Origin of the sequence: Acinetobacter sp. 102 (assembly GCF_037028485.1) — a bacterium.
In the GTDB taxonomy this organism is placed as follows: Bacteria; Pseudomonadota; Gammaproteobacteria; order Pseudomonadales; family Moraxellaceae; genus Acinetobacter; species Acinetobacter higginsii.
The window spans coordinates 20,988-46,019 of the sequence record NZ_JAZEZK010000029.1 but is presented as its reverse complement, the minus strand read 5'-3'; the positions used below and the strand labels follow the sequence as shown (position 1 = coordinate 46,019).

Genomic DNA, 25,032 nt, shown 5'->3' with positions numbered 1-25,032 from the left:
AAAAGTTTAATCGTATTGAATGGTTACGGTTGCCATCGCACGGACAGTACCCGCAGTAACATTGGTTGCTGTTTGATAATAACGGGCAGACAGCGGGATATTGTATTGTACAGTTTGGTTTGAGTTGACTGTACCAACATCCAACTTGTCACCTTTGCGGATCACTTGATTTTTATTTTGATATTTCCAAAGAAGTTGTACACCAACACCATTGGCTTTGGTTGAGTTTGGTGCTGTATTGGACATTACTTGGTTGTTGGTACCGTCTTGTGGAAAATCAAAATCTAAACTGATTTGGTTCTTTTCTTCATATCCCGTTGGGTTTTTCCCACCATTACATAAGATATTTAAGTCGAAGGCTTGCTCACCTTGGGTTGAACCAACACCACTAAAGCCTGTTTTCATCACAGTAGGAAGTTGAACCACTTTATTAATATTGCCCTGTAGTTCACAAGAGGAAGAGGCAATGGTAATGGCATTGCCATACACCGTACTTGTTAACCAAGGCGTAACTCCGTATCCGCTAGCATGGTAGGCACTATATCGACCAGGGACTAGAGCACCAGATCCAGTTTGGTTTGCTGTTTTAATAATTTCAACAACAAAATAACCATTTGCAAGTGTATATCTCGTATTTCTTTGTGTTGATGCTCGATATGGATAATATCCAGAGAAATTTGTCGCATTCTCAGCTTCACGATAAAGGCGAATCCCAATACCTTCAATATTAGTAGAATAGATGTTATTCCCTAAAGGACTCAGAGCATAACTTTGAGAAAGATTTGCTTCTAAAGTTCCTCCGTTTCTATCACACCAATAGGTTGAACCATTAGGAGTAATAGGGAAAGTAGCTTTACGCAAAATTTTACCAACCTCATCCGTTGGTCTCACAACGACACGACCCACAGCCATTGAGATATCGACTGTTTTAAATTCTTTACCCCTGTCTATTTCTGGAGTACAAGCAGCATTTGCTTCAGTATAGATACCGAGACCTGCGGTAAGCAAAACACTGTTTAAGAGTAATTTTTTCATTTGCATACTGCCTCAGTCATGATTATGCTTTGTTGGTCGCTAGAAATTTGTGCTGTAACATCATAACTGAAGTGGCACTGTTCATTGGCTTCTTCACCCCATTTTACATACAAATCACCTTTTGGCTCTTGCGTACGTAAATACACCATGCTGCCTTGTGCAACAATACCAACAGACTCATCTTTGGTGTTAAAGACTTGTGCAGCGAACGGTAAGCTTTCACCCGTTGCTGTTTTGGTGTTGATGTAGATGGCATAGCCTTTCTTAGTTGAGAAATCAACTTTAGCAATCGCGCCAGCAAAAGGCGCAATACGTTGGCTGGTTTCTTCTAATTCAACATTGGTCGACATTTCTTGTGGGTCAAGTGTGATGTCATTTAGACGGTATGGTGTTACATAAGGAATCACAGCATAACCAGATTTATTTACACTCAGACCGGTCGTATTATTAACTTTGGCGCCTGCCGCATCTGGGGCATAGACCAATACCATGGTTTGACCTTGTTCTGGGCCAAACAGGATGCCTTTATCATGTGCAACAATACTACCGCTCATACTAACCATTGCTTGTTGATATGAATCAGCGATACTATAAGAACCACCTACTGTCGCAAAGTTGGTACGATAGCGGCTGTTAACGTTAAAGCTCGGATTCTGTCTGTCTTGATGAGATACAGAAGCGCCGTAGTTAAAGCGATCACCGACCATACCGCTCATACCCACTGTGCGGTTGTTTTCAGATACGTTTGCGTTGACATTGACAGAGCTCTTTCTGAAATTCATTGGGAACGAAAGAGTCATCAAATATTCAGTATCACGGGTTTGATTATTTGAACCATATTCGATTTGACGATTGGTCGCAGAAAGGCCATAGGTTAAGCCATGGTAGTTATTGCTATAACCTACTTGGTATTGGCGACTGGTCTCATTACGGTTCCAGTAATCGTTCCATGAACCGACCATATAAATATTACCCCAACCCTCAGGTAAACCTTGGTTCAAGGTAATTTGGAATTCACTACGCTGTTTGCCCACAGCAAAAGTATTCACACCTTTATCTTCAAGATCACGAATAAGTAGGGCATCACGTAACTTATAATAGTTTTCTGTCGAATAACGATATGCTGCCAAAGTTAAGTTGGTATTGGTTGGTGAAATAAGTTTGCTATAACTTAGACGGAAACTTTGTCCAGATTGCGAACCTTGCTTATCAAAGTCAGTATTTGATTGGGTAACGTCAAAAGATACCGCACCAATAGGCGTTGCAACGGCAGCACCTAATAATAGGGCACTGTAGTCTTCAGCCAATTGAAAGCCAGTATAGCCCGTCAAATAGTTGTTAATACCACGTTGGTATTTACCCTGCGTGACCCAAGGTGTTAAATCAATATCACGGTCGCGGAATTCACCTGCAGTGACTGAGTAACGGCTTAATCCAGGACGTAGCATTTGCACGACAGATGCATAAGGAACGGCAAGCTTCTGAATTTCACCATTCGATTCAATAATCGAAACTTCAAGCTCACCACCAAACCCTGTAGGGTAGAGATCATTAATTTCAAAGCTACCCGGTGCAACCGTAGTTTGGTAAATCAATTGACCTTGTTGGCGAACTTCTACTTTCGCATTGGTTTTTGCATTACCACGAATACGGGGTGCATAGCCGAGCATACTATTTGGCAACATGCGATCATCGCTAGAAAAATCTAAACCGCGGTAACCGAATGAGTCAAATAACTCACCATTGGTAAAGCTATCGCCTAAGGTTAAAACGCCACGATATTGAGGAAAAGCACGCTGTAAATAGGTACTGGTAGACTCATAGTTTGATTTCTTTTTGTTATTTTGATCTAGCTCACTTTGAGCACCATCTTGCCATTGCCACTGACCGTTGTGGCGTAATTGCCAGCCAGCAATGTTTGCACCAGCAGTAATCGCCATAAAGGCATTGGTGGTTTCTTTATTGTCATTTAAGCGATTAAAGGTTTTGTAGGCACTACCGCTATAAGATAAAAATCCAGCATTAACTCCACGATCCCAAATACTTGGATCAACATAGCCTTGCGCATTTTTTTGTAATGCAATTTGTGGAATCGAAATATCGACACGCAGGCGTGAGGTATCGAAATCATAAAATGCATTTTCGATCCATTCTTCGATTTTGTAACAACCATTCGGCGCAGCAGATTCTGTACGGTTAACCAGAACTTCTTGTTTTACGCCGTATTCAAGCAATGAGCTTGAAGTGAAACAGGTAAAGGCATTTTGGTTTTGTTCTGCCGAACGAAACATCATTCTTCTTTTGCCGAACCAGTTACCATTGATATAAACATCAACGTTATATTCCCCAGGTAAAACGGGGTTCCCATATTTAAAACGAGAAATATCTACTTTTTGGGCGTCACCGATTAAAAAAACAGAGTCAAATTCTGCTTCCATTGGTGCAGCTTTTTCTGCTGTCTGTTCTACTGCATAAACAGCCATAGGCATCGTGATTGTGACTACCCCAGAAGTAAGGTAATAACAGATACGACGCTTCAAGAATTTAGCTGTTGCATTTTTCTTTGACATAATCGGTTCGCCTATTCAATGATAGGTACAAAATCATTTATTGATTGGAAATAAATTTGTTTGTTATTAAAGCTTGATCTGGTGTTCGATACGACCACCGTAATCATTGATGCTTACATAGCTCAATTTTTCAGTACTCCCAGTTTTCAATTGGATTTTGTCCTCTGAAAAAGGTGAGAGCATTAGACCTTTAGGCAGTAGGTCAACTGGCTTTCCTGCATTTTGTTGGTACACCGCAGTCATGGTGACGTGAAATGGTGTTGGATTTTTTACGATTAAAGTTTGTCCGCTTTTCGCCCATTGTAATTTTTCACCAGCGAGATTGGCATCAGCTTTGATGCTGGCTGGACGATAGAAAAACTTAATGCGTGAACGAATTGCGAGCTGTAAAAAATTATCAGGAATAGCATCTTTACTGTTTGCGGTTGGTCTTGGTGGAATATCCAAAACATTCAACCAAAAAACAGTTTCTTGTTTTTGATTTAACTGAGCCGCATTGGGTAATGCAGTAATACGAAGCGATTGGCTCTTCGTTGGGTCTACACGCGAAATAGGAGGGGTAATCATAAACGGAACTTTAGACTGATCCGGTGTACTTTTAGCATCACCTTCATCAATCCATGCTTGAACAAGCGATGGCTTAGAACCATTGTTACTGACTTGCAAAGTCACTTCACGAGCGTCAGATGGATAAATAACGCGAGTTCCATGCAAAATAATTTCCGCATGTGTATGACTTGCGATCAAAGCCGACGACATCGTTAAACCAAGCAAAAAATTGTAACCGTTCAGTGCCATTTAAATTTTCTCTATGATTGCGTGAAGTGTACAACTGCGAATTCCTAGAAATCTAGAAATTCGCAAAGTTTATCAATAGATTATTGATAAATAATAGTGTACTGAACTGAAGTGTTTACTTCACCAGCAGTAGACGCGCCAGTTGCATAGTATTCAGCATAGTAGTTAAGGTCAGCAGTACCGCCTTCTACAACGTCAACCCATTGCGAGTTAGCTTGAGCACCGTTGCTACCAGCAGCAAGAACTGGGATTACTTGGTTGTTGTTACCTAATAATTGAACATCAACGTTTTTAGCGCCACCAGCGTTTTGGTTAAGTAAACGGCCAGTATTGAAATCAACAGTCGCACCTGGTTCGAAGTAAGTTGCAACTTTACCTTCTGAACAGTTACCCAAGTTGATTTGGAATGGAGTACGACCAGCAACATCACCTGCGTTAGCAAGAGTTTGTTTAGAAACAGTTGGAAGTGTTACTGTAAAGTCTTTACCAGCTGGAGTCACGATGTCACAAGTTTTGTCTGTTACTAGACCATTAATTGTAATCGTTCCGTCAGCAGCTTGAGCGTTAGCAATACCTACAACTGAAAGAGCAGCGATCAAAGCAAGTTTTTTCATAATAATTTCTCGAACACATCGGCTAAAAGTTTGAATTAAAATTACTTCTCAGTTGGATTTTTGCGCTGAACAAGTAATGTGCGAAATATATATCACTAGGTTTTATAAATGCAAACTGCATCACATTTTTATGGTGTATTTCGATCTAAAATTCCGATCATAAATAAGTTATTGATATAAAGTATTTTTATTTCTGGTAAAAACAGATTTTTTAGCCTGTTTGTTTAATATTGCTTAAGACTGATTGTTTTTTCCTTTCATAAAAAAGGCCTATTTGAATATTTTTTGATCAAAAAATAAAGGAATTCACATTTTTTTGTGATCTGTATTGCAAAAATAAAAAAATAATTTAGATGAATAATCAAGTTTTTAGCGTGATTATTAAGTTTATTAACAAAAAGCTCAAAGTTCTTTTAAGAATCTTTTAAGGTTAAATCCTTAGTTTTTTAGTCATGATTAGATGAAAAAAACACCGTAAAGGAGCTTTCAATGAACATGCTTTATACCCACAAACCAAACTACTATTTCTTCGCACACAAGTTTGTTTTATTCCTAGAAAGTTATTTAAAAAGCCATGCTACGGAACAGCAAACAAGCTTTAATCTGCAGACGATTTATGATTTATTCAGTCATGATCGTGCCTCTAGTACAACCAATTTAGAAGGTATTTTAAATATTGCAGATGAATATGTGCTTGAAACAGATGAGGGTCAGCAGTCATTGATTCAGTCTTATCATGTTCATTTAGATAACCATGTGCTGACTTTAGAATTTAATGCCAAAGCAGTTGCAAGCTTAAAAGCGGGCCAAAATATCCTGAGTCCACAAGCGGCTTAAGCAATTCAAAACATATTTCAAGTTAATACACTTAGTGAGTAATGTCCTTTACTAAGTGTTTTTTTAACAAGCTGCACGAAGCTTATCTATCCGTTATGATGGAAAGATCAGGTGAAGATAACATAGTGCTATGAGTAAGGACTTTAAATCAGAAACATATACTGTTGATGAGCGTATTGCTGATACGATTGCATGGTTGATGCAACATCAAGACATTTTTGATTCATTTCATTTTGATGTGCATAGCCAAGAATTGTCAGTAACCCATGCAGCAGGTGTTGATATCATCCGTGTTGGAATGTTTTTAAATGCCAAATACGGCATTCTGGTGACATCAATTTAATCATAAATAAAAAAGCCTTGTCATCTGACAAGGCTTTTTTATTTATGCACTCATGGCATCGACGGAGAGCTCTGCAACCGTTGGTTTCGGTTTTTCCGCAGTTAAACCTAATTTGGCAAACAAGACCTGATCTTTGCCTTCACCCGCATTTGGCGTCGTAAGTAATTTATCACCAGAGAAGAGTGAGTTCGCACCCGCCATAAAGGCAAGCGCTTGGTCAGAATCACTTAATGATTCACGACCAGCAGAGAGGCGAACATAGCTGTGTGGCATGATAATACGTGCAACAGCAATGGTACGGATCCATTCAGTCACATCAAGTTTTTCTACATCAGCCAAAGGTGTACCTTCAATTGGAACCAGCATGTTAATTGGCACAGATTCAGGATGTACTGGCATGGTTGCAAGTTCATGTAATAAACCGATACGGTCATTACGGCTTTCACCTAAGCCAACAATACCGCCACTACATACTTTCATGCCTGCTTGACGCACATGATCTAAAGTATCCAAGCGGTCGTCAAAAGTACGTGTGCTGATGATATGAGAATAGTATTCACGAGAAGTGTCTAGGTTATGGTTGTAATAGTCTAGACCTGCATCTTTTAAGCGTTCCGCTTGAGATTGGTTGAGCATACCTAAAGTCATACAGGTCTCTAGGCCCAATGCTTTCACTTCACGTACCATTTCTAGCACATAAGGCATATCACGCTCATGCGGGTTACGCCAAGCAGCACCCATACAGAAACGCGATGAACCAGATTCTTTTGCTGCAAGTGCTTCACGAATAACTTTATCAACGGCAATACGTTTTTCTGCTTCTAACTTAGAGTCGTAACGAGCAGATTGTGAGCAATACTTACAGTCTTCAGGGCATTTACCTGTTTTGATTGAAAGTAGCGTGCTGACCTGAATCGCATTTGCTTGGAAATGCTGACGATGAACGCCTTGTGCTTGAAATACTAAGTCTAAAAAGGGTTGGTCATATAAAGCTTGGATTTCATCACGAGTCCAGTCATTACGTAAAGTCATTGTTATATCCATGATGATTGATTACAGACATTGAGATTCATCATACAGAAATCGTGCCAAAGCCAAAGGGCAAAAAACACCATTTTTCTATTCAGTGTACTTTTATTTGCTGCAATTGCTGTTGAATTGCCCAATCAATATGTACATTGACGATCTCATCGTGCAGCGTTTTTGCATCTTGCAATTGCGTCACGATCTCAGCCGAGTATGGAGCATTTCCTAGACCGATTGCAATATTGCGCTTAAAGGATTGGTAGCCTGTACGGCGGATTGGGCTGCCTTCTGTATTGGCTAAGAACGTTGCTTCATCCCATTGCCAAATCTCTAATAAGCTGATGTCATCTAAGCTATGTCTTGGATCAAAATCTGGAATAGACGCTTTTTTAGCAAAGCTATTCCAAGGGCAAATCAACTGGCAATCATCACAGCCAAAGATACGGTTGCCAATACCTGAGCGTAATTCTTCAGGAATAATACCTTTATATTCAATGGTTAGATAAGCAATACACTTTCTGGCGTCCAGCATATACGGTTCAACAATCGCCTGTGTTGGGCAAATATCAATACAGGCAGTACATGAACCGCAATGTGCAGTCGCAGGTTGGTCAAAAGGCAGTTCTAGAGAAGTAAACAGTTCTCCTAAAACGAAAAAAGAGCCCGATTTTTTATGAATCAATAAGGTGTGCTTACCCGTCCATCCCATACCTGCACTTTCAGCCAGCGATTTTTCAAAAATAGGGGCAGAATCAGCAAAGGGGCGTGATTCAAAATCACCGACTTTTTCCTTAATACGGGTCGCTAAGGTTTTAAGACGTCCACGCATGACTTTATGATAGTCACGACCTCGTGCATAACGCGCAATAATGGCAGAATTTGGTTGAAATGGTACATAACGGGGCTTGGGTGATGCCACAAGATAGTTCATTCGCACACAAATAATGCTTTTTGTACCAGGAACGAGCAAGGTTGGGTCAGCCCGCTTGTCTAAGTTTTCTTCTAAATAGTGCATATCTGCATGATAACCACGTTCTAAATATTCTTTAAAACGTGGCATTTGATCTTGAGCATCTGGTTTGGCAATGACACAATCAGCAAAGCCCAAGTCTAATGCCTGTGCTTTGATCCAGTCTTTTAATGCTTGAGGGTCAAGTTGTTGCAACTTGATTTTATCAGGCGTTTTCTGAGACTGTGTTTGAGATGGTGTGCTTGAAGCCATAAAACGATAATAAGGAGAAAAACATGCAAGCTGTAGTTTACCATAGCCGAAGTATCCAAGCATGGGAGCAGTGTTGGTTTGCTCAGCAAAACTCATCTTTAGGGCTCATGCAGCAAGCGGCTTGGACAATTACACAACAGTTAATGCAACAATTTCAGCAAAATAAAACTCAAAAGATCGCAGTTTGGTGCGGGCAGGGTAATAATGCGGGTGATGGCTATTATATTGCTGCGTTTCTTAAGCAATACGGATTTAGCATTACGGTATTTGCAACAGAACTCGGACAATCCGTGGATTTAAAACAAGCCGCAGATTTTGCCCAGTCTCATCAAGTCGATATTCAAAGTGTTGATTATCTTTTATCTGAAAATGCTGTCCATCAAGAACTGCCCACTTTTGATTGTCATATTGATGCTTTATTTGGCATTGGTCTCAACCGAATGCTAGATCCAAACTGGCAAGAAATTATTCAATTGTATAATGCACAAACAGGCTTAAAAGTCTCAATCGATATTCCTAGTGGTTTACAGGCCAATACAGGACAAGCTTTGCCTTGCGCAGTACAAGCCGATCAAACCTTTACGATCTTAGGCTACAAAGCAGGTTTGTTTACGGGTCAAGCTAAGCAATATGTGGGGAAACTACATTTGCTGAGTTTGATTCCGATTGACCAAGAATTAAAACCACTTGCTTATCTGTCACCTGAAAAAATCGTTTTACCCAAGCGTCAAGCCTTTGGACACAAAGGTAATTATGGGCATGTGCTTGTTGTTGGTGGTCATGCAGACATGGGCGGTGCAGTGATTATGGCGGCTGAAGCGGCGTTTCATGCAGGAGCTGGTAAAGTCAGTGTCATTTGTCATGTAAAACATCATCAAGCCATTTTGGCACGTTCACCAAATATTATGGTGCGAGACATTAATGCCTTAGATCAGCAAGCCATTCAGCAGCTATTAATGCAAGTGGATGCAGTCTGTTTTGGTATGGGCTTAGGTCGAGATGAATGGGCAGAGCAAATATATTTACAATGGTTTGATTTACTCAAGCTAAACTCACATTTAGAGGTTGTACTTGATGCAGATGGCTTGTGGTTTCTGGCCAAGCATCCGCAACAATTAAACCAGCATCTCTATGCAACGCCACATTCAGGTGAGGCAGCAACACTCTTGGGGTGTACTGCTGCGGATATAGAACAAGACCGTATCGCTGCCATTCAACAGTTACAACAAAAATATGCAGGGAAATGGGTGTTGAAAGGTGCAGGTAGTTTAATTTTAGAAGAACAATTATTTATTTGTACGCAGGGTAATGCTGGAATGGGAACTGGAGGAATGGGAGATGTGCTGGCAGGTATGATTGCCAGTTTAAAAGCTCAATTTCATCAACAGATTGCATTGCATGAGATCGTCAGCCTACATGCACAGGCAGGCGATCTGCTGGCTGAAAAGGGTATGAGGGGATTACAAGCGCATGACATGGCAAAAATGATATATAAAGTCGTGAATCAAAAGGTTTAACGGCGTCTGCTACTCGAACGGCTACGGCCGCGTGCCATACCACCTAAAGCATTGAGTACTGCCATTTTACTCATACTACCTGACGCATGAGCATGACAAATTGCTGCGGCAAGCGCATCTGCTGCATCCGCTTGAGGTTGGATGGTTAAATTAAGCAAACGCATCACCATGAGCTGAACTTGTTCTTTTTCTGCTGCGCCGTAACCGACAACAGACTGCTTGATTTGACGTGCTGTGTATTCTGCGACTTGTAAATCTAGATTCACCAGTGCAGCAATTGCCGCACCACGGGCCTGACCGAGCTTAAGAGCCGAATCGGGGTTTTGTGCCATGAATACTTGTTCGACCGCTGCTTCTGTTGGACCATGAAATTTAACGATACGTTCGACACCCGCAAAAATACGTTTCAAACGTTCAGGCATTTCTTGTGTTTCAGTACGAATGGTTCCTGCATCAACAAACCGCAGCTTATTGCCATCTTTTTCGATAATTCCATAACCTGTTAAGCGTGAACCAGGGTCAATACCAATAATTAATGACATGCAGCACTATATAAATGAAAGGGTGATGATATTGTTACATAATGGGCTTTTTACTGCATAATATTTTTGTAGAATTTTGAATTATAAAGAAATAGTTGTTTTATTGAACGAATCTTAATTGATTTATTGAATATCTGAAAATTGAGAACTCATTTGCAAGATTAACTCAGGCCCATTGAATAAGAGTGAGTTTTGATCACTTTGTGTGTAATTTAGACATTAATTGATAAATTAAGCGATTTTTATAAAAATAATTTGCATTGTGGGGAAGATGTGCGTATAAAGCTAACTCGTCGGTGCGGGATGGAGCAGTCTGGTAGCTCGTCGGGCTCATAACCCGAAGGTCGTTGGTTCAAATCCAGCTCCCGCTACCAACCGAATTAAATTAGTTATGCTCTGTGATGTATTTAAGGTTACTGTCTAAAAAGAATAGACAGTAATAAAGTTAGCTGAAATAACCCTAAATAAAGCTAAAAATTATTAGATTCTAGAAATGTAGCTATCCTCTCTCATCTATCTAGTGTTATAGTAAATCAAAATCGATCACTTGAGCTCAGAAATGAGTGATTTTGTGTTGAAAATTATTAATGAATGGCGTGTAGCCAAAGCCAGTAATGGCAATGAAATTTGTGTGAGAATCATCCCTTTAAAGCGTCAGCAAAATACGCTGAATGGTTTTAAATGGGTAGAAGTAGGAAAGAAGATCCTGTTGGAATCAGGTCAAGAAATTGACTTTAATTTGGACGGGAAAAGCTTTTATACCGATGTTAATCAACTTTATCGATTGACATAAATGGTTCACATACTTGTAGTATCTATTCAATAAGGATAGATTGTATTAAATCATGATGTAAAAATTTTGATTTAATTCATAAATGAACAAAGTTTAAAAGGTTTAAAGGTATGTCTGATACAGTTACTGGTACTGTTAAGTGGTTCAACGAAACTAAAGGTTTTGGTTTTATTCAAGCTGACTCTGGCGAAGATGTTTTTGCTCATTTCAGCGAAATCCAAAGCAAGGGCTTCAAAGTATTGAATGAAGGCCAACGCGTTTCGTTTGTTCTTGGTCAAGGTAAAAAAGGCCCACAAGCAACTCTAATTACTGTTATCTAATTACTTTAGACCAGTGAAAAAAAAGCTCACAACAGTGGGCTTTTTTTGTGGCTAAAACAATTTGAACTGAGTGAAGATAGCGAATATTTGAGAGTAAAAGAAAATGAAATAATATGTTAAAAATTTATATAAAAATCATAATTTAGAATTTAGATGAAAATATTTAAATTTAAGTGTATGAAAATTAATTAGAAAAATTATTTTCTGTTTATTCGTAGTCTTGAATAACCTGCGGAAAAAAGACGTAGGGAGTAGGATTGATAGATAGAGATTGCGTGAAAAATGTAAAGTCGTGTATAGTGAAAGCTAACTAGAAGAATAACGCTGTTGATTCAGAAAATCTTGCATCTCATATAGTTGTAGATAAACCTTTCGTTTTATCAGATTTCCTCTCAGAGTTTATGATTCCAAGTTGCTCGCTGCTAAGCGCCCCAAATTTTTTAAAATAGGTTTAAATATATGTCTAATACTGTGACTGGTACAGTTAAGTGGTTCAACGAAACTAAGGGTTTTGGCTTTATTCATGCAGACTCTGGACAAGACGTTTTTGCTCATTTCAGCGAAATCCAAAGCAGTGGTTTCAAAGTACTACATGAAGGTCAACGTGTGTCTTTTACAATTACTGAAGGTAAAAAAGGCCCTCAAGCAAGTGGTATTACTGTCGTTGCTTAAAACTAAGCGCGATATTTAAAAAAAAAGCTCACTTTGGTGGGCTTTTTTTATGTCTTGATGTAAAGCAGGCTCTTTTTTAAAATTATTTTGTATTAAGTGTCGATTTTTGTCATAAATTCACCATTTGGTTGAAGAATTGCACTAGCGAGATATACGACTTTTTGCTAATTTATTCCTATTGATTTGTTAGGCAAATTAATAAGTGTAGTACATTTAATGAGCGTTAAAGTTATGGAAAACTTGGAGCCGTATGCTCAAGGGTTTGAGCAAGAAGTTCATGTACATTGCAAGAGATCTTTAGGTACATTGTTATTCAGCTTTGTGGTATTGATTGCAACTAGCCTATAAGAGAGAAAAGCACCTTCGGGTGCTTTTTTAATTTCAATTATTGATTTTTATTGAATCACCTCATTTTTATCGTCGATGCTTGAAGATCTGGGCACATCAAATTTAATTGGTTTTCATAATCTGAGTATATTGATGGAATGTTCGGCTACGGATATACCTATCAAAATTATTGAAAGATTCTGGTTTTGTTACTCAATTTTTCTGCGATAAGCTGCTTGCATTAATCGGTAAAAAATTGTTTTAGGTGAATTTAGAATGTTTGGTGACATAGAGAAACCAGCGCATTTAGATGATGTTGTTTTTAAAGAAAGTAAAGCATATAAAAATTCGAGTGAGTGGAATTGGGTTAATCCGAAACACGGTCAATTTGATCATCCTGCAAACTATTATGAGAGTTCTTTAGAGGACTGGCATTGTTTTGATGCTTTATCAGCAGATCAAGAATGTGATGTTGTTGTGATCGGTGGTGGATTGTTAGGTGCCTCAACAGCATTGCATTTGGCTGAGCAGGGTGTTGATACGATTCTGGTTGAAAAGAATCGCATTGGCTCCGCAGCATCAGGTCGAAATGGTGGGCAGCTTACTCCAGGTTTGGCGCGTTGGGAAGCTGAGGAGATGATTAAGCGCTTTAGTTATGAAGATGCCAAGAGACTTTGGCATTTTACCTCTACGGAAGCAATGTCTTTAATTGATCAAATTGCTGAAAAGTATGCTGTAAATTTGGCACGTAAACGTGGACATATTACCGCTGCGGTACATGAGGGACATTTGATTGCCTTGACTCAAGGTGCAGATGCTCGGAAATATTTGGGTGAGGATCACACGAAAGTGGTGGGTGAGTATGAATTAAAAGAGTTGATCAAGTCCAACCTGTATAAAGGTGGTTTGGTCGATAACTTGGGTGGCCATATTCATCCATTGGCACTTAACCGTGCTTTGGCACATGGCTTCTGTAAGAATGGCGGGCGGGTGTTTGAACAAACGGAAGTATTGTCGATCGCTGAACAAGCTGATGGAGTTTATGTACAGACGGCATCGGGTGTGATTAAAGCACGTAAAAGTGTCGTGATTGCAGTACATCACAATGCATTTAAGTTACTCCCTGAAAAGAAACAAACAGCAATTCCATTTCATACTTATATTGCAGTTACGGCGCCATTAGACATGCCAATGACTGAATTATTACCACACGATCATCCTGTCTACGATACGCAATTACAGATTGATTATTATCGTGGTGTTTCTAAGAATAGATTGCTTTTTGGTGGGCAAGGTACAGGCATAAGTTGGGCAGTAGGCAGAATGAATCAATATTTATTAGGCCGAATTAATAAAGTTTTTCCGCAGCTTGAAAATGTCGAAATGGACTTTTGCTGGAGTGGTGTCAGTGATTTGACTATGAATGGCGCAACTGATAATCGAAAATTTGGCAATAAATTTCCAATTTATGCGGTACATGGTTGGAGTGGGCATGGTGTGGCGCAAACCGTCCGTATAGGTAAAGCAATTGCAGATGATTTTTCAGCTAAGAACACCGATTATGCAATGCTCACTAAAATTCAGCACAACGATATTTTATTTGGTCGTTTATTGGCGCCCTTAGCGATTCCAATGTCAAAAGGTTGGTATGGTGTTACTGGAATGCTCAATCCTGGCAAAATGGTTTCGTTTTAATATTCGATTTTCTTCATTTCTAATAAAAAATGTCTCCACCCTGTGAGACATTTTTTATGTTTCTTAAGCTTGAAAGATGAGTGGTGTATAAATGACTTATTCGACTTCAATTTGTTCTATATATGAATAAATATAATATGTTAGGCTAAATAAAAAAGGATGAAGTCCATGGATATTATACAAGTTAAAGATTTTTCAGCGGCAACGGGGTACACGCAAGCTATTATGGCAATGGATGAGTGGGTGGATACACGACCTTACTTTTATATTATCAAAGAGCATTACTTGATTGATCAGGCTATTCGGTTGGAATACATCATTATTCAATAAGCGTATCTTTATTCTATTGGATAAGTTTGTGAGTGAAAAAGTATGGGTTACATCCTTATGCAGCCCATGCTTTTTCGCCTAAGTTCTTTTTGTTTCAAATCATAGACATAATAATCGACATTATTTTGTTATCTTTGCCTTTTCACTTTATCAGAATTCAAATTATGAAAAAGATCTTACTCTTAGGTGCAATTGTAGCCTCATTGGCGGCGTGTTCAGCAACACCAAATAAAGATATGACCCCGCCAAAAATTGGTATGGCGAACCCTGCAAGCAAATATTGCGTAGAGCAAGGTGGTCAGTTGGAAATTAAAAATGAAGCCAATGGTCAGGTTGGGTACTGTAAGTTACCAAATGGACAAGTAGTTGAAGAGTGGGAGTTGTTCCGCGCAAGTCAGCCAAAATGCCTAGCAGATGAAGCGACAAAGTTAATTGGTCAGTCTGGATTAAGCGAAGATCAAATCAAACAAAAAACTAAGTCTGAGATTGTTCGCAGTGTAGGACCAAATCAGCCTGTTACTATGGATTATCGTGAAAATCGTGTAACAGTAACGATTGATCCGCAGTCTAAGAAGATTATCCAAGCGACTTGTGGCTAATCGATAGAGATTATTGAGGCTCTCAATTAGATCAAATTTAATTGGGAGCTTTTTTATACAAGCTATCATATCAGACTTGATAAATTGAGAAATGTACCCATCAATTAGATTATTGAGTTTATTTTATTTGTTGTGTCAGGATTGATTCTTCAAGATTGCACAAGGTTTTAATTTTCGAGATTTGACATGAATCTACTTCTTATCGTGGTATTTGGCACAATTGCCGAAGTTTTAGTTTGGATTGGCGTGGGTGACCTCGTTGGAAGTATGTGGTATGTCTTTTTCTGGTTCATTATCGCATTCTTCATTGGCTTGAATATGGTTCGTTCAAGTACATCGAGCATCATGCCTCAATTGCAGCAAATGCAGATGACAGGCCAATTAGGCGGTGATCCAGCAGTCACCAAGAAATTGGCGCTAGCGATGTCTGGTTTTCTATTGATGGTTCCTGGTTTAATTTCTGATGTATTGGCAGTGTTGGTTTTAATTCCACCTGTTCAAACGGCGTTTCGTAATGCATTGATGAAAACGATGGCAAAACGTCAGCAAGCCATGATGGATAAAATGATGGGAGGCATGGGCGCTGGTAGTGCTGCAGGGCAGAACCCATTTGCTGATCTGATGCGTCAGATGCAGGATATGCAGAATCAACAAGGTGGTGGTCAATATAGAGACTCAACCATTATTGATGGCGAAGCGCGTGAAGTAAAACCTGATCAAAAGAAAATTGAGTTTAAAGACGTAAACTGATTTCAATTGGTTTAAAAAAGCACACCAATAGCGTGTGCTTTTTTATGTCTTATCTTTTTGCTCTTGTGGATTCTGAGCTGGTTCTGGAGTGGCAGGCAGATCGGCTTCTTTGTTTTGTGGCTGATAGTGGCTTGGTTGAAGAGTTGTAATCTCATTTTCGGACTGTTTGTATTTACGGCTACGATTTGCACGTTCTCGAAATCCACCTTTATTAATTAATTCGGTCATGATGTATTCCACAGTTTCAAAAGATTATTTTATCAAATTATGTGAAAGATCAAAATAATATTAAGAACTTAAAGATTTGTTTAAAATCGAGATTCTAATCAAATTGTCATAAAAAATTGTTAATTTGAATGAATAGGTCAGAAAACTAGATTGAATTCTCAGTTTTTTTTTCATAGGATAAAAGTGCAACATTTGAAATTGTTGTAAAAAGAAAATAAAAAATAAGTGGTAGGAGGAATTAATGATGTTATATCAATATCATTGTGCATGTTGTGACAAGGTTGTTGCATCAACTGATAAAGAGTGTCCACATTGTGGCTCTCATCATATCCGTAGTCCGTATGGTCTATGGATGTTCTGTGTTGCCGCATGTCTAGCCGTTGTCGTTGTTATTAAGCTTGCGCATTTGTATACGCAACATCATCAAGAAGATCAGCCCGTTCAAAGCAATTCACTGTTTGAGATGTTTAAGCAAGATAATACAGATTCTGCTAAATAATTTTGGGGTAAATAAAAAAGCTCGCATTTGCGAGCTTTTTTATAGAAGAGCACTATGGATTACAATCCAGCTGCATCTTTAAGGATTTCAACTTTATCTGTTTTTTCCCAAGTAAAGGCAGAGTCTGAACCTTCGCGGCCAAAGTGGCCATAAGCTGCAGTTTGCTTATACATCGGTTGAATCAGGTTCAACATACGTGTAATACCATACGGGCGTAAGTCAAAGTGTTCACGTACAAGTTGAATAATCAACTCATCTGATACTTTACCTGTATTGAAGGTATTAATAGAGATCGATGTTGGCTCTGCTACACCGATTGCATAACTTACTTGGATTTCACATTTATCTGCTAAACCAGCAGCAACAATGTTTTTTGCCACATAACGACCCGCATAAGCAGCAGAACGGTCAACTTTCGATGGATCTTTACCAGAGAAAGCACCACCACCATGACGTGCCATACCGCCATAAGTATCTACAATAATCTTACGACCAGTTAAACCACAGTCACCTACAGGGCCGCCAATTACAAACATACCTGTTGGGTTGATATGGAATTTAGTGCCTGCATGGAACATTTTAGCTGGGATGATTGGCTTAACGATCTCTTCAATAATCGCTTCTTTAAGCTGAATTTGAGAGATTTCAGGATCGTGTTGTGTTGATAATACAACTGCATCCAAACGAACAGGTTTGCCATTTTCATAAGCAAATGTCACTTGGCTTTTCGCATCTGGGCGTAACCACGGTAATGTACCTGAACGACGTAATTCTGCTTGACGCTCCATTAAACGGTGCGCATAAGAGATAGGAGCAGGCATGAGAACATCAGTCTCACGGCTTGCATAACCAAACATTAAACCTTGGTCGCCAGCACCTTGATCTTCTGGCTTTTGACGGTCAACACCTTGTGCAATCTCAGGAGATTGTTTACCGATCATGTTGATGACGGCACAGGTAGAACCATCAAAACCTAAATCAGAATGGTGATAGCCAATACCATTTACGGTTTGACGTACAATCGCTTCAAAGTCCACATTTGCTGTTGTTGTGATTTCACCAGCAAGAACAACCGCACCTGTTTTTACTAATGTTTCACAAGCGACACGCGCATACGGGTCTTCTTTTAGGATTGCATCTAAAATTGCATCGCTAATTTGGTCAGCCATTTTGTCTGGATGACCTTCGCTTACAGATTCTGAAGTAAAAACAGCATACTCGCGCATGAACGTCCTATCATTGGTATTTTCAAAAAGACAGAGTATGTTACATCGACTTGACGCAGAGGACTAGCATAAGCTGACTAAAAAGCATGAATTTATTTCATTTTCATTATGTTTTTATTGATATGTGTATCAGGGAAACTGATATTAATGCCTTTTTATATGAATAAATCTGTAATTTAGGGCCTAAAATTGTGTCTAGCGAAGAAGTGTGTTGTCTATCACATGAACATTTGCTCCCAGAATCCCAAATGAATGCGTGAAAAATAAGAAATATCGTGTATTGGACTTTACCCACTGGCGTTTTTTTAAGACAATAGTCGCATCTTTTGAAAGATGATTTCTCATCTTCTCTCATCTTATTTGATTTAATCGGATTCTGACTTATGACAACCCCTTTAAATGAACGTCGTATTGCAAATGCAATTCGTGTCTTGGCAATGGATGCTGTGCAACAAGCAAACTCAGGGCATCCAGGTGCACCAATGGGGATGGCAGATATCGCTGATGTTGTTTGGCGTGAATTTTTAAATCATAACCCGACGAACCCACAATGGGCGAACCGCGACCGTTTCGTATTGTCGAATGGTCATGGTTCAATGTTGCAATATGCATTATTGCATTTGACTGGTTATGAGTTATCTATTGAAGATTTAAAACAATTCCGTCAATTACATTCTAAAACACCAGGTCACCCTGAATATGGCTATGCACCTGGTATTGAAACAACAACTGGCCCATTAGGTCAGGGTATTGCAAATGCAGTTGGTTTTGCATTAGCTGAAAAAACTTTGGCAGCGCAGTTCAACAAAGACGGTTTAAATGTTGTTGATCACTTCACTTACTGTTTCTTAGGTGATGGCTGCTTGATGGAAGGTATTTCTCACGAAGTATGTTCACTTGCAGGTACTTTGGGTCTTGGTAAACTTGTTGCGTACTATGACGACAATGGTATTTCAATTGATGGTGAAGTAGAAGGTTGGTTCAGCGATGATACTGAACAACGTTTCAAAGCTTATGGCTGGCAAGTTCTTCGTGTAGATGGTCATGATGCTGATGCAATCCGTCAAGCGACTGTAGAAGCAAAAGCTGAAACTAATAAACCAACCATTATCATCTGTAAAACGATTATTGGTCTAGGTTCACCAAATAAACAAGGTAAAGAAGATTGCCACGGTGCGCCATTGGGTAAAGACGAAATCGTTTTAACTCGTGAAGCATTAGGCTGGAAAGAAGATTCATTTGTTATCCCTGAAGATGTTTATGCAGCTTGGGATGCAAAAGCAAAAGGTCAAACCTCTGAAGCAGCTTGGAATGAATTGTTTGCTCAATACCAAGCAAAATATCCAACTGACGCAGCTGAATTATTACGTCGTATTAATGGTGATTTACCTGTTGAATTTGCTGCACAAGCAGATGCATTCATTGCTGAAACAAATGCAAAAGCAGAAACCATTGCAACACGTAAAGCAAGCCAAAATACTTTACAGGCATTCGGTCCATTACTTCCTGAATTATTAGGTGGTTCTGCTGACTTGGCGGGTTCTAACTTAACGCTTTGGAAAGGTTGCCAAGGCGTACAAGAAAACCCAGCGGGTAACTACGTGTATTACGGTGTTCGTGAATTCGGTATGACTGCAATTGCGAATGGTGTGGCTTTACACGGTGGTTTCGTTCCTTACGTTGCAACATTCTTGATGTTTATGGAATATGCGCGTAATGCAGTACGTATGTCTGCATTGATGAAGCAACGTGTGATTCATGTTTATACGCATGACTCGATCGGTTTGGGTGAAGATGGTCCTACGCATCAACCAATTGAACAAATTGCATCGTTACGTGGTACACCGAACCTAAATACATGGCGTCCATGTGATACAGTTGAAGCTGCAATTTCTTGGAAGTCTGCTCTTCAACGTAAAGATGGTCCATCTGCACTTATTTTCTCTCGTCAAAACTTACCATTCCAAGCACGTAATGAAGCTCAAATTCAAAACGCTGCAAAAGGTGGTTATGTACTTGCTGAAGAGAAAGGTGAATTGAAGGCAATCATCATTGCAACAGGTTCAGAAGTTTCATTGGCAATGGAAGCATATGCACAACTTGAAGGTGTGCGTGTAGTGTCTATGCCATGTGCTGAAGAGTTTATGAAGCAAGATGCTGCGTATCGTGAAGCGGTATTGCCTGCGCATATCCGTGCACGTGTAGCGGTTGAAGCGGCTCATGTGGATTACTGGTGGAAGTTTGTTGGTTTAGACGGCAAAGTGATCGGTATGACCACTTACGGCGAATCTGCGCCAGCAAAAGACTTGTTCCAATTCTTCGGTATCACCACTGAAGCGGTTGTTGCTGCGGTTAAAGAATTGACTGCTTAATTGAATTAAGTCGTATAAAAAAGCGTCCTGATTAAGGGCGCTTTTTTTATGATGATTAAATGGAATATAAAAATGAGCGGTTTGCATTATTATAATTGGAAGATACCTGTACCCATGAATATGGTTCAAGGAAAACACGCTCAACAAGAAATAAAGGCTGAGTGTGCTCAATATCTTATGAATGCTTGTCAGTATTTAATTGAAGCAAAACCTCAAGGACTAAAATTCTGTAAAGTGGCGTGTGTTATTGTGCAACCAGATATGTTTGCTAGTGAAATTTGTTTATATTTAGATGAAGATTATTTTAATGCCCATACCTTATCGGCAGGTTCTTATGATCCCCAATATCTTTTAGCGGACAGGCTAAGTTTGGCCAAAAATTGGAGGCTACAAATTCCTGATCACATGAGGAATACATATTCATTATATTGATCCAAATGATGAAGCAGCTAATTATATAGCTGATCAGTGGTACTTTATTGAAATTTAATAGATTGAGGTATTGTGATGAGGACGGAATTCGAACTTCATGCTTTTGATGAAATATTAAATGATATTAAATATAGGTATTTGAAAAATTTAAATAAAAAAGAAATGTTTTGGCAGTGCGCACAATATAATTTTTTATTTCGCGCATTACAAGAACGTTTCAAAAATGGAAAAGGTGATCAAACATTGGGTGGTGGTGATTATGCTTATCGTATGCAGACTTATTTTGAAGAGGCTATTCAAGCTCGAGTTAAATATCATCACTTACCAAGTTGGACAAAGTTAAAGGGCAAAATATTAGTATTTGATGTGCACTCATCAATGTTTGACTGTTTAGGTGAAAACGAAACAGGTGGGTTTATAGATGGTTCTGACACTCCACCACCTGAATTTTGGATTCATTTCGATGGGGAAAATTTATATTCATTTATTCCAAATGAGCTCACAAATATTGTCGACCGAGCAATAGATATTTCGATGAGTGGCTCATTGGAATGGTATACGAATGTGATTGAAATTTAGTGTAAGGGCTACTTAGCCAATACTTAATTCACTCTGAATCGAAATATTTGACGTTAACAATTTATGAATTGGGCAGCTTTCAGCAACTTTTAATAAACGTTTATGCTGATCTTCGGTAAATTCACCTTTTAAGATAATTTTACGTTCAATATTGTTGTGACCTGATTCTGGTTCACCATTGGGATTTAAGGCTAAATCAACCTGAACATGATCAAGCTTAATCCCTTTGTGATTGGCATACATTTCTAAAGTAATCGTTGTACACGCCCCTAAAGCTGAAAGTACCAACTGAACAGGGTTGGGTGCAGTATCTTGACCACCTTTATCTGCAGGCTCATCTGCATACCAAGTATGGCCAGCAGGATCTGTCAATGTAACGCGATAAGGTGTTGTTGTACTGAGTGCTTGTGCTGTATGTGTCATGTTTTACCTTGTTGTTTATCGTGAAGTATCTAAATCAAAATATACCCATTGATCATGTGATCTTGCTGATCAATTGTCCAGTATCGAATGGTCTTATGATATTGATTTTTGATAAGCGCTGTAACGCTTTTATTGTTGCACTGGTGAAACATATCGTTTTATAAAGACTAGTGAATAAAAATACATGATCTATACACTAATCACTATATCAAACAAGGATACGAAAAATGCAATTTAAAACATTAAGCCTCGGTTTAGTAGTCGCTTTAGCGAGTTCTGTAACGTTGGCTGCGCCAGTCGACTATAAAATTGACCCAACGCATACTGCGACCGTATTCAGCTGGAATCACTTTGGTTTCTCTACACCAAGTGCAAATTTCACTGACATCCAAGGTACGATTAAAGTTGATAATGCAAAACCTGCAAATTCATCTGTAGAAGTGATTATTCCTTTAAGCAGCGTAAATACCAATGTTGCTGCTTTGGATAAAGAGTTCCAAGAAGAAGCTTGGTTTAATGCTGCGAAATATCCAAACATTACCTTCAAAAGTACTAAAGTAGAAACCAAAGACAAGAAACACTTCAAAATCACGGGTGATTTAACTGTTAAAGGTGTGACTAAACCTGTGGTATTAGATGCTGTACTGAATAAACAAGGCGAGCATCCAATGGCGAAAGTACCTGCAATTGGTTTTAATGCAACAACAAGCTTTAACCGTTCTGCATTCGGTATCGGTAACTACGTTCCGAACGTAGGGGATAAGATCACTGTCAATATTACAACTGAAGCAACTGCTGCGAAGTAATATGACGTTGAACAAAAAAGCCTAGATCATCTAGGCTTTTTTATATGAATTTGTTTGATGGTATAAATAATTAACCTACTAATATTAGCTTTGAATAAGAATACTAATAAATAAGCCTTTATCCATTAGCTATGTTTGATCTTCGATCGACGTTTGGATTGGTAAATATAGCGAATGGAATCGACCACTTCACCGACAAAAATACATTCTTCATCCAGTGGAATGATGTTGGGTTTGAAATCTGGATTCAGTGCTTGCAGATATCTTGAATTATCAGTTTCGATCACTAGGCGCTTAAATGTTGCATCTTCATGCTTTCTCACCACAATCATGTCACCTGACTGCATATCACTATATTGCACGGTTGGATCAACCAAGATGTAATCACCCTCATGAAAAACAGGATAATTACTGAGACCTTGTACTTTTAAATAGAAGCAGTGATCGCAATCATCTGGCAATGGCAGCCATTCTTCAACTTGTGTGATATCAACCGATTCCACATTGGTAAAAACGCCCGCTTGGACCCAGGAGAGTACTGGAGCCATATTGGCTTTTACAGGGGAGATATTTGAAGTATCTTCATGACCAGATTCTTTCGGTGTGGCATGCCCTTGACCCGTTTGTAACCAATAAGCATCTACACCTAGAAAATTAGCAATCGAAGGCAAATGTGATGATGAGCTTACCAGTCCTGTTTCAAGCTGGCTAAGTGCAGATTGTGTAATGCCGACAGCAGCAACCACATCTTTTTGAGACTTCTTGGCTTTTTTTCTTGCTTCTTTGAGCCGATCTTTAAGCATTTTAATGCACCTTAAATCAATAGATTAAGAATATTAGCAAGCTAATGTGAAGTCAAATTAGTATTCTTATTGAATAAATATTAGTTTACTAATATAATTGTCTTATTCATTAGGTTAAATGCTGGAGGTGCGGCATGAACAAGACAATCAATCCAAACATGCATATTAAGCAAAATCTTGATGCGGAAATTGAAGCATGGTTGGCTCAAGGCAATGTAATCACAAAGATCCAAAATACATATGAGCAGCGCTTGAAAGCAAGGCCAAATCATATGACTAAATTTGTATCACCAGAAAAAACCCAAAAAGAATTAAAGAAAAGTATAAGAATCGCCAATCAGGCAACAGATGCCCAAATTCAGATGTTTAGTCAGTGGTTGGATGCGCATAAGGGACGGGCAAAAGCATTGGTGGGTATTTTGGGCTGTGCACATAGTTATATTTCCCAAATCAAAAGTGCAACTCGGCCCTGTACTAAAGCTCGATTTGAAGAAATTCATCAGGCCATGAATATTGTTGAAGCGAGAGAAAAGTATCACTAAACGCAACAAATACAATGATCGCTAAATCACAAAATATATAAATCAATAAGAGGTGAAGTTATGAATGCAAATGTAGCAAAGTTTGAAAAATTTGAATGGTTAATGCAGGGGCTAAGCTTGCGTTCACCAAATTTAGAGCCTTTTGTGCGTGGTACAGGTGAGAGAACCTTGAGTTATGAAGATCGTTTGGGTGTGATTGCCTCAATGCAAAGCCAATTGGCAAAGTCGGTCACGGCATTGATTGTGTTCGAACATAAAAGCAAGCAAGACTATGACGATGTCCGTCAACATTTGGCTAAAGTATTTATTGAGCAAGCCGTACAAGATAAAAAACGAGAGCCTGAACGTATTGCGATGTACCATTTGGCAGAATTGATAGCACGGATGGTATTGGATTTTGTATTAGATCCTGATTTAGAGGAAAACTATACTGCAAAAGGACGTTTGGCTTATGCTGGGATCAGCCGCCATCAAATGAGTCTTGATTGTTATAGAAAGACATGGAAATGTTATGAGATTAAACTCATAAATGTGCTTGAAAATGCAATTCAAGAAGCAGAAATTGCAATAGAAAAATATAGGAATGATACTTATAAAATAATGAAGGCATGATATTTTATAGATGTAATTGTCAACTTCATAATTATATTTATTCTAATTTTGCTGTTAAAATATTCTTGATTAAAAGCTCATTTTTATGTGGGCTTTTAATATGTGGATAATATAAATATATCTAAGAAGAAGGAGGCTATTAATGTTAAAAAAACATTCACCCATTTTGACTTTAATCGTTATTGTCTGCGGCGGAATTTTCTATTCAATATATAGCTCGAATTCATTGTTTCCGAGGAAGCCTGTTCGATTAGATTCTAGATGCTATGATGTTGATATTTCTAAATCAATAAAATACAATTAGATGGAAAATTTTTGCTCATGTGTCCATGTTGGAGGGCATGTAAGCAAAGAGGAAAACTACAAATATTGTGTAAACCTTTTTAGTTCTAAATAAGAATGATATCAAAAAGCGTATATAAATGATTTAGTGAATGAACTTTGATTGAGGTCTATTAATTTTAGTATTCATACATTAGTTTTAAGAAAATTAAGGAAAGAAATATTTACAAAGAGCTAG

General features: G+C 38.7%; 27 protein-coding genes, 1 tRNA gene and 1 pseudogene. 18 read left to right on the top strand and 11 right to left on the bottom strand.

From position 1 onward, the window contains the following. Positions 1-6: 6 nt before the first annotated feature. The 4 genes from WA352_RS20335 to WA352_RS20320 all read right to left on the bottom strand — a co-directional run bounded on the left by WA352_RS20335 (position 7) and on the right by WA352_RS20320 (position 5,017). Positions 7-1,035 (bottom strand): fimbrial protein, encoded by a 1,029-nt coding sequence (locus tag WA352_RS20335; protein WP_033133361.1) that lies wholly within the window; start codon positions 1,033-1,035, stop codon positions 7-9. Continuing rightward, positions 1,032-3,605 (bottom strand): fimbria/pilus outer membrane usher protein, encoded by a 2,574-nt coding sequence (locus WA352_RS20330; RefSeq protein WP_033133317.1) that lies wholly within the window; start codon positions 3,603-3,605, stop codon positions 1,032-1,034. Before WA352_RS20330 ends, WA352_RS20335 begins: the two co-directional genes overlap by 4 nt. Positions 3,606-3,671: 66 nt before the next feature. Then, positions 3,672-4,403 (bottom strand): fimbrial biogenesis chaperone, encoded by a 732-nt coding sequence (locus WA352_RS20325; protein ID WP_004807790.1) that lies wholly within the window; start codon positions 4,401-4,403, stop codon positions 3,672-3,674. Positions 4,404-4,483: 80 nt separating this feature from the next. Beyond that, complete coding sequence (locus tag WA352_RS20320; RefSeq protein ID WP_004653088.1) at positions 4,484-5,017, bottom strand: fimbrial protein; 534 nt, start codon at positions 5,015-5,017, stop codon at positions 4,484-4,486. A gap of 489 nt (positions 5,018-5,506) precedes the next feature. Between WA352_RS20320 and WA352_RS20315 the strand changes: the two genes are divergently transcribed. Further along, the gene (locus tag WA352_RS20315; RefSeq protein WP_004807786.1) at positions 5,507-5,854 is read left to right on the top strand and encodes a hypothetical protein; all 348 of its coding nucleotides are present in this window, start codon (positions 5,507-5,509) and stop codon (positions 5,852-5,854) included. A 130-nt stretch (positions 5,855-5,984) separates the two neighbouring features. After that, complete coding sequence (locus WA352_RS20310; protein ID WP_004807783.1) at positions 5,985-6,197, top strand: hypothetical protein; 213 nt, start codon at positions 5,985-5,987, stop codon at positions 6,195-6,197. Positions 6,198-6,239: 42 nt separating this feature from the next. Here the strand turns inward: WA352_RS20310 and bioB are convergent, their stop codons facing one another. Together bioB and queG are read right to left on the bottom strand one after the other, a co-directional pair. Beyond that, positions 6,240-7,229, bottom strand: a complete 990-nt coding sequence (gene bioB / locus WA352_RS20305; RefSeq protein ID WP_033133316.1) for a biotin synthase BioB — start codon at positions 7,227-7,229, stop codon at positions 6,240-6,242. Positions 7,230-7,320: 91 nt separating this feature from the next. Next, positions 7,321-8,445, bottom strand: coding sequence for a tRNA epoxyqueuosine(34) reductase QueG (gene queG, locus WA352_RS20300; RefSeq protein ID WP_033133360.1), 1,125 nt, complete (start codon positions 8,443-8,445; stop codon positions 7,321-7,323). Between the two features lie 23 nt (positions 8,446-8,468). Between queG and WA352_RS20295 the strand changes: the two genes are divergently transcribed. Further along, positions 8,469-9,962 carry a bifunctional ADP-dependent NAD(P)H-hydrate dehydratase/NAD(P)H-hydrate epimerase gene (locus tag WA352_RS20295; RefSeq protein WP_033133315.1) on the top strand — a complete coding sequence of 498 codons (1,494 nt, stop codon included), beginning with the start codon at positions 8,469-8,471 and terminating at the stop codon, positions 9,960-9,962. On the opposite strand, the gene ruvC is transcribed toward WA352_RS20295, so the two are convergent. Further along, complete coding sequence (ruvC, locus tag WA352_RS20290) at positions 9,959-10,504, bottom strand: crossover junction endodeoxyribonuclease RuvC (protein WP_004807778.1); 546 nt, start codon at positions 10,502-10,504, stop codon at positions 9,959-9,961. The genes WA352_RS20295 and ruvC overlap by 4 nt on opposite strands. A gap of 297 nt (positions 10,505-10,801) precedes the next feature. Between ruvC and WA352_RS20285 the strand changes: the two genes are divergently transcribed. From WA352_RS20285 to WA352_RS20250, 8 genes are all read left to right on the top strand, one after another. Continuing rightward, positions 10,802-10,878, top strand: a tRNA-Met gene (locus WA352_RS20285). Between the two features lie 185 nt (positions 10,879-11,063). Further along, entirely contained in the window at positions 11,064-11,297 is a 234-nt protein-coding gene (locus tag WA352_RS20280) for a hypothetical protein (RefSeq protein WP_004807776.1), read from the top strand. Positions 11,298-11,407: 110 nt separating this feature from the next. After that, the gene (locus WA352_RS20275) at positions 11,408-11,617 is read left to right on the top strand and encodes a cold-shock protein (protein ID WP_004653101.1); all 210 of its coding nucleotides are present in this window, start codon (positions 11,408-11,410) and stop codon (positions 11,615-11,617) included. A 459-nt stretch (positions 11,618-12,076) separates the two neighbouring features. Further along, positions 12,077-12,289 (top strand): cold-shock protein, encoded by a 213-nt coding sequence (locus tag WA352_RS20270; RefSeq protein WP_004807774.1) that lies wholly within the window; start codon positions 12,077-12,079, stop codon positions 12,287-12,289. Positions 12,290-12,892: 603 nt separating this feature from the next. Next, positions 12,893-14,311: an NAD(P)/FAD-dependent oxidoreductase gene (locus WA352_RS20265; protein ID WP_033133314.1), complete on the top strand. Its 1,419-nt coding sequence runs from the start codon at positions 12,893-12,895 to the stop codon at positions 14,309-14,311. Positions 14,312-14,479: 168 nt separating this feature from the next. Further along, positions 14,480-14,641 carry a hypothetical protein gene (locus WA352_RS20260; protein ID WP_005316127.1) on the top strand — a complete coding sequence of 54 codons (162 nt, stop codon included), beginning with the start codon at positions 14,480-14,482 and terminating at the stop codon, positions 14,639-14,641. 164 nt (positions 14,642-14,805) lie between these two features. Next, positions 14,806-15,240 (top strand): putative hemolysin, encoded by a 435-nt coding sequence (locus tag WA352_RS20255; RefSeq protein ID WP_033133313.1) that lies wholly within the window; start codon positions 14,806-14,808, stop codon positions 15,238-15,240. A 186-nt stretch (positions 15,241-15,426) separates the two neighbouring features. Next, positions 15,427-15,990 carry an FxsA family protein gene (locus WA352_RS20250; protein ID WP_033133312.1) on the top strand — a complete coding sequence of 188 codons (564 nt, stop codon included), beginning with the start codon at positions 15,427-15,429 and terminating at the stop codon, positions 15,988-15,990. A gap of 42 nt (positions 15,991-16,032) precedes the next feature. Here the strand turns inward: WA352_RS20250 and WA352_RS20245 are convergent, their stop codons facing one another. Next, complete coding sequence (locus WA352_RS20245; RefSeq protein WP_004807762.1) at positions 16,033-16,218, bottom strand: hypothetical protein; 186 nt, start codon at positions 16,216-16,218, stop codon at positions 16,033-16,035. A 241-nt stretch (positions 16,219-16,459) separates the two neighbouring features. Between WA352_RS20245 and WA352_RS20240 the strand changes: the two genes are divergently transcribed. Beyond that, positions 16,460-16,717: a hypothetical protein gene (locus WA352_RS20240; RefSeq protein ID WP_004807761.1), complete on the top strand. Its 258-nt coding sequence runs from the start codon at positions 16,460-16,462 to the stop codon at positions 16,715-16,717. A 59-nt stretch (positions 16,718-16,776) separates the two neighbouring features. Here the strand turns inward: WA352_RS20240 and metK are convergent, their stop codons facing one another. Continuing rightward, a complete protein-coding gene (metK, locus tag WA352_RS20235; RefSeq protein ID WP_033133311.1) occupies positions 16,777-17,943 on the bottom strand; it encodes a methionine adenosyltransferase in 1,167 nt (388 codons plus the stop codon). Positions 17,944-18,326: 383 nt separating this feature from the next. On the opposite strand from metK, the gene tkt reads away from it, so the two are divergent. The 3 genes and pseudogenes from tkt (at position 18,327) to WA352_RS20220 (ending at position 21,326) form a co-directional block, all read left to right on the top strand. Beyond that, positions 18,327-20,315, top strand: coding sequence for a transketolase (gene tkt / locus WA352_RS20230; RefSeq protein ID WP_033133310.1), 1,989 nt, complete (start codon positions 18,327-18,329; stop codon positions 20,313-20,315). Positions 20,316-20,402: 87 nt separating this feature from the next. Beyond that, positions 20,403-20,805 (top strand): annotated as a pseudogene (locus WA352_RS20225) (DUF3916 domain-containing protein); the annotation flags it as partial. A gap of 17 nt (positions 20,806-20,822) precedes the next feature. Then, positions 20,823-21,326 carry a hypothetical protein gene (locus tag WA352_RS20220; RefSeq protein ID WP_033133309.1) on the top strand — a complete coding sequence of 168 codons (504 nt, stop codon included), beginning with the start codon at positions 20,823-20,825 and terminating at the stop codon, positions 21,324-21,326. Positions 21,327-21,338: 12 nt separating this feature from the next. On the opposite strand, the gene WA352_RS20215 is transcribed toward WA352_RS20220, so the two are convergent. Beyond that, positions 21,339-21,749, bottom strand: a complete 411-nt coding sequence (locus WA352_RS20215; protein WP_033133308.1) for an OsmC family protein — start codon at positions 21,747-21,749, stop codon at positions 21,339-21,341. A gap of 227 nt (positions 21,750-21,976) precedes the next feature. Here WA352_RS20215 and WA352_RS20210 point away from each other — a divergent pair, with 227 nt between their 5' ends. Further along, the gene (locus tag WA352_RS20210) at positions 21,977-22,555 is read left to right on the top strand and encodes a YceI family protein (protein WP_033133307.1); all 579 of its coding nucleotides are present in this window, start codon (positions 21,977-21,979) and stop codon (positions 22,553-22,555) included. A 125-nt stretch (positions 22,556-22,680) separates the two neighbouring features. Here the strand turns inward: WA352_RS20210 and WA352_RS20205 are convergent, their stop codons facing one another. Continuing rightward, positions 22,681-23,358 carry a LexA family protein gene (locus tag WA352_RS20205; RefSeq protein WP_336143758.1) on the bottom strand — a complete coding sequence of 226 codons (678 nt, stop codon included), beginning with the start codon at positions 23,356-23,358 and terminating at the stop codon, positions 22,681-22,683. Positions 23,359-23,492: 134 nt separating this feature from the next. Here WA352_RS20205 and WA352_RS20200 point away from each other — a divergent pair, with 134 nt between their 5' ends. Together WA352_RS20200 and WA352_RS20195 are read left to right on the top strand one after the other, a co-directional pair. Continuing rightward, positions 23,493-23,900 (top strand): hypothetical protein, encoded by a 408-nt coding sequence (locus WA352_RS20200; protein WP_033133306.1) that lies wholly within the window; start codon positions 23,493-23,495, stop codon positions 23,898-23,900. Between the two features lie 60 nt (positions 23,901-23,960). Beyond that, entirely contained in the window at positions 23,961-24,512 is a 552-nt protein-coding gene (locus tag WA352_RS20195; protein ID WP_033133305.1) for a hypothetical protein, read from the top strand. Positions 24,513-25,032 lie beyond the last annotated feature (520 nt).

What these genes read in the sequence shown, in the direction of transcription:
- WA352_RS20200 (WP_033133306.1), top strand. Translation starts at nt 23,493, where the DNA reads ATGAACAAGACAATCAATCCAAACATGCATATTAAGCAAAATCTTGAT.
- tkt (WP_033133310.1), top strand. Translation starts at nt 18,327, where the DNA reads ATGACAACCCCTTTAAATGAACGTCGTATTGCAAATGCAATTCGTGTC.
- bioB (WP_033133316.1), bottom strand. Translation starts at nt 7,229, where the DNA reads ATGACTTTACGTAATGACTGGACTCGTGATGAAATCCAAGCTTTATAT.
- WA352_RS20195 (WP_033133305.1), top strand. Translation starts at nt 23,961, where the DNA reads ATGAATGCAAATGTAGCAAAGTTTGAAAAATTTGAATGGTTAATGCAG.
- WA352_RS20240 (WP_004807761.1), top strand. Translation starts at nt 16,460, where the DNA reads ATGATGTTATATCAATATCATTGTGCATGTTGTGACAAGGTTGTTGCA.
- ruvC (WP_004807778.1), bottom strand. Translation starts at nt 10,504, where the DNA reads ATGTCATTAATTATTGGTATTGACCCTGGTTCACGCTTAACAGGTTAT.
- queG (WP_033133360.1), bottom strand. Translation starts at nt 8,445, where the DNA reads ATGGCTTCAAGCACACCATCTCAAACACAGTCTCAGAAAACGCCTGAT.
- WA352_RS20310 (WP_004807783.1), top strand. Translation starts at nt 5,985, where the DNA reads ATGAGTAAGGACTTTAAATCAGAAACATATACTGTTGATGAGCGTATT.
- WA352_RS20295 (WP_033133315.1), top strand. Translation starts at nt 8,469, where the DNA reads ATGCAAGCTGTAGTTTACCATAGCCGAAGTATCCAAGCATGGGAGCAG.
- WA352_RS20320 (WP_004653088.1), bottom strand. Translation starts at nt 5,017, where the DNA reads ATGAAAAAACTTGCTTTGATCGCTGCTCTTTCAGTTGTAGGTATTGCT.
- WA352_RS20315 (WP_004807786.1), top strand. Translation starts at nt 5,507, where the DNA reads ATGAACATGCTTTATACCCACAAACCAAACTACTATTTCTTCGCACAC.
- WA352_RS20280 (WP_004807776.1), top strand. Translation starts at nt 11,064, where the DNA reads ATGAGTGATTTTGTGTTGAAAATTATTAATGAATGGCGTGTAGCCAAA.
- WA352_RS20205 (WP_336143758.1), bottom strand. Translation starts at nt 23,358, where the DNA reads ATGCTTAAAGATCGGCTCAAAGAAGCAAGAAAAAAAGCCAAGAAGTCT.
- WA352_RS20330 (WP_033133317.1), bottom strand. Translation starts at nt 3,605, where the DNA reads ATGTCAAAGAAAAATGCAACAGCTAAATTCTTGAAGCGTCGTATCTGT.
- WA352_RS20325 (WP_004807790.1), bottom strand. Translation starts at nt 4,403, where the DNA reads ATGGCACTGAACGGTTACAATTTTTTGCTTGGTTTAACGATGTCGTCG.
- WA352_RS20210 (WP_033133307.1), top strand. Translation starts at nt 21,977, where the DNA reads ATGCAATTTAAAACATTAAGCCTCGGTTTAGTAGTCGCTTTAGCGAGT.
- WA352_RS20335 (WP_033133361.1), bottom strand. Translation starts at nt 1,035, where the DNA reads ATGAAAAAATTACTCTTAAACAGTGTTTTGCTTACCGCAGGTCTCGGT.
- WA352_RS20260 (WP_005316127.1), top strand. Translation starts at nt 14,480, where the DNA reads ATGGATATTATACAAGTTAAAGATTTTTCAGCGGCAACGGGGTACACG.
- WA352_RS20255 (WP_033133313.1), top strand. Translation starts at nt 14,806, where the DNA reads ATGAAAAAGATCTTACTCTTAGGTGCAATTGTAGCCTCATTGGCGGCG.
- WA352_RS20245 (WP_004807762.1), bottom strand. Translation starts at nt 16,218, where the DNA reads ATGACCGAATTAATTAATAAAGGTGGATTTCGAGAACGTGCAAATCGT.
- WA352_RS20270 (WP_004807774.1), top strand. Translation starts at nt 12,077, where the DNA reads ATGTCTAATACTGTGACTGGTACAGTTAAGTGGTTCAACGAAACTAAG.
- WA352_RS20265 (WP_033133314.1), top strand. Translation starts at nt 12,893, where the DNA reads ATGTTTGGTGACATAGAGAAACCAGCGCATTTAGATGATGTTGTTTTT.
- WA352_RS20220 (WP_033133309.1), top strand. Translation starts at nt 20,823, where the DNA reads ATGAGGACGGAATTCGAACTTCATGCTTTTGATGAAATATTAAATGAT.
- WA352_RS20250 (WP_033133312.1), top strand. Translation starts at nt 15,427, where the DNA reads ATGAATCTACTTCTTATCGTGGTATTTGGCACAATTGCCGAAGTTTTA.
- WA352_RS20215 (WP_033133308.1), bottom strand. Translation starts at nt 21,749, where the DNA reads ATGACACATACAGCACAAGCACTCAGTACAACAACACCTTATCGCGTT.
- WA352_RS20275 (WP_004653101.1), top strand. Translation starts at nt 11,408, where the DNA reads ATGTCTGATACAGTTACTGGTACTGTTAAGTGGTTCAACGAAACTAAA.
- metK (WP_033133311.1), bottom strand. Translation starts at nt 17,943, where the DNA reads ATGCGCGAGTATGCTGTTTTTACTTCAGAATCTGTAAGCGAAGGTCAT.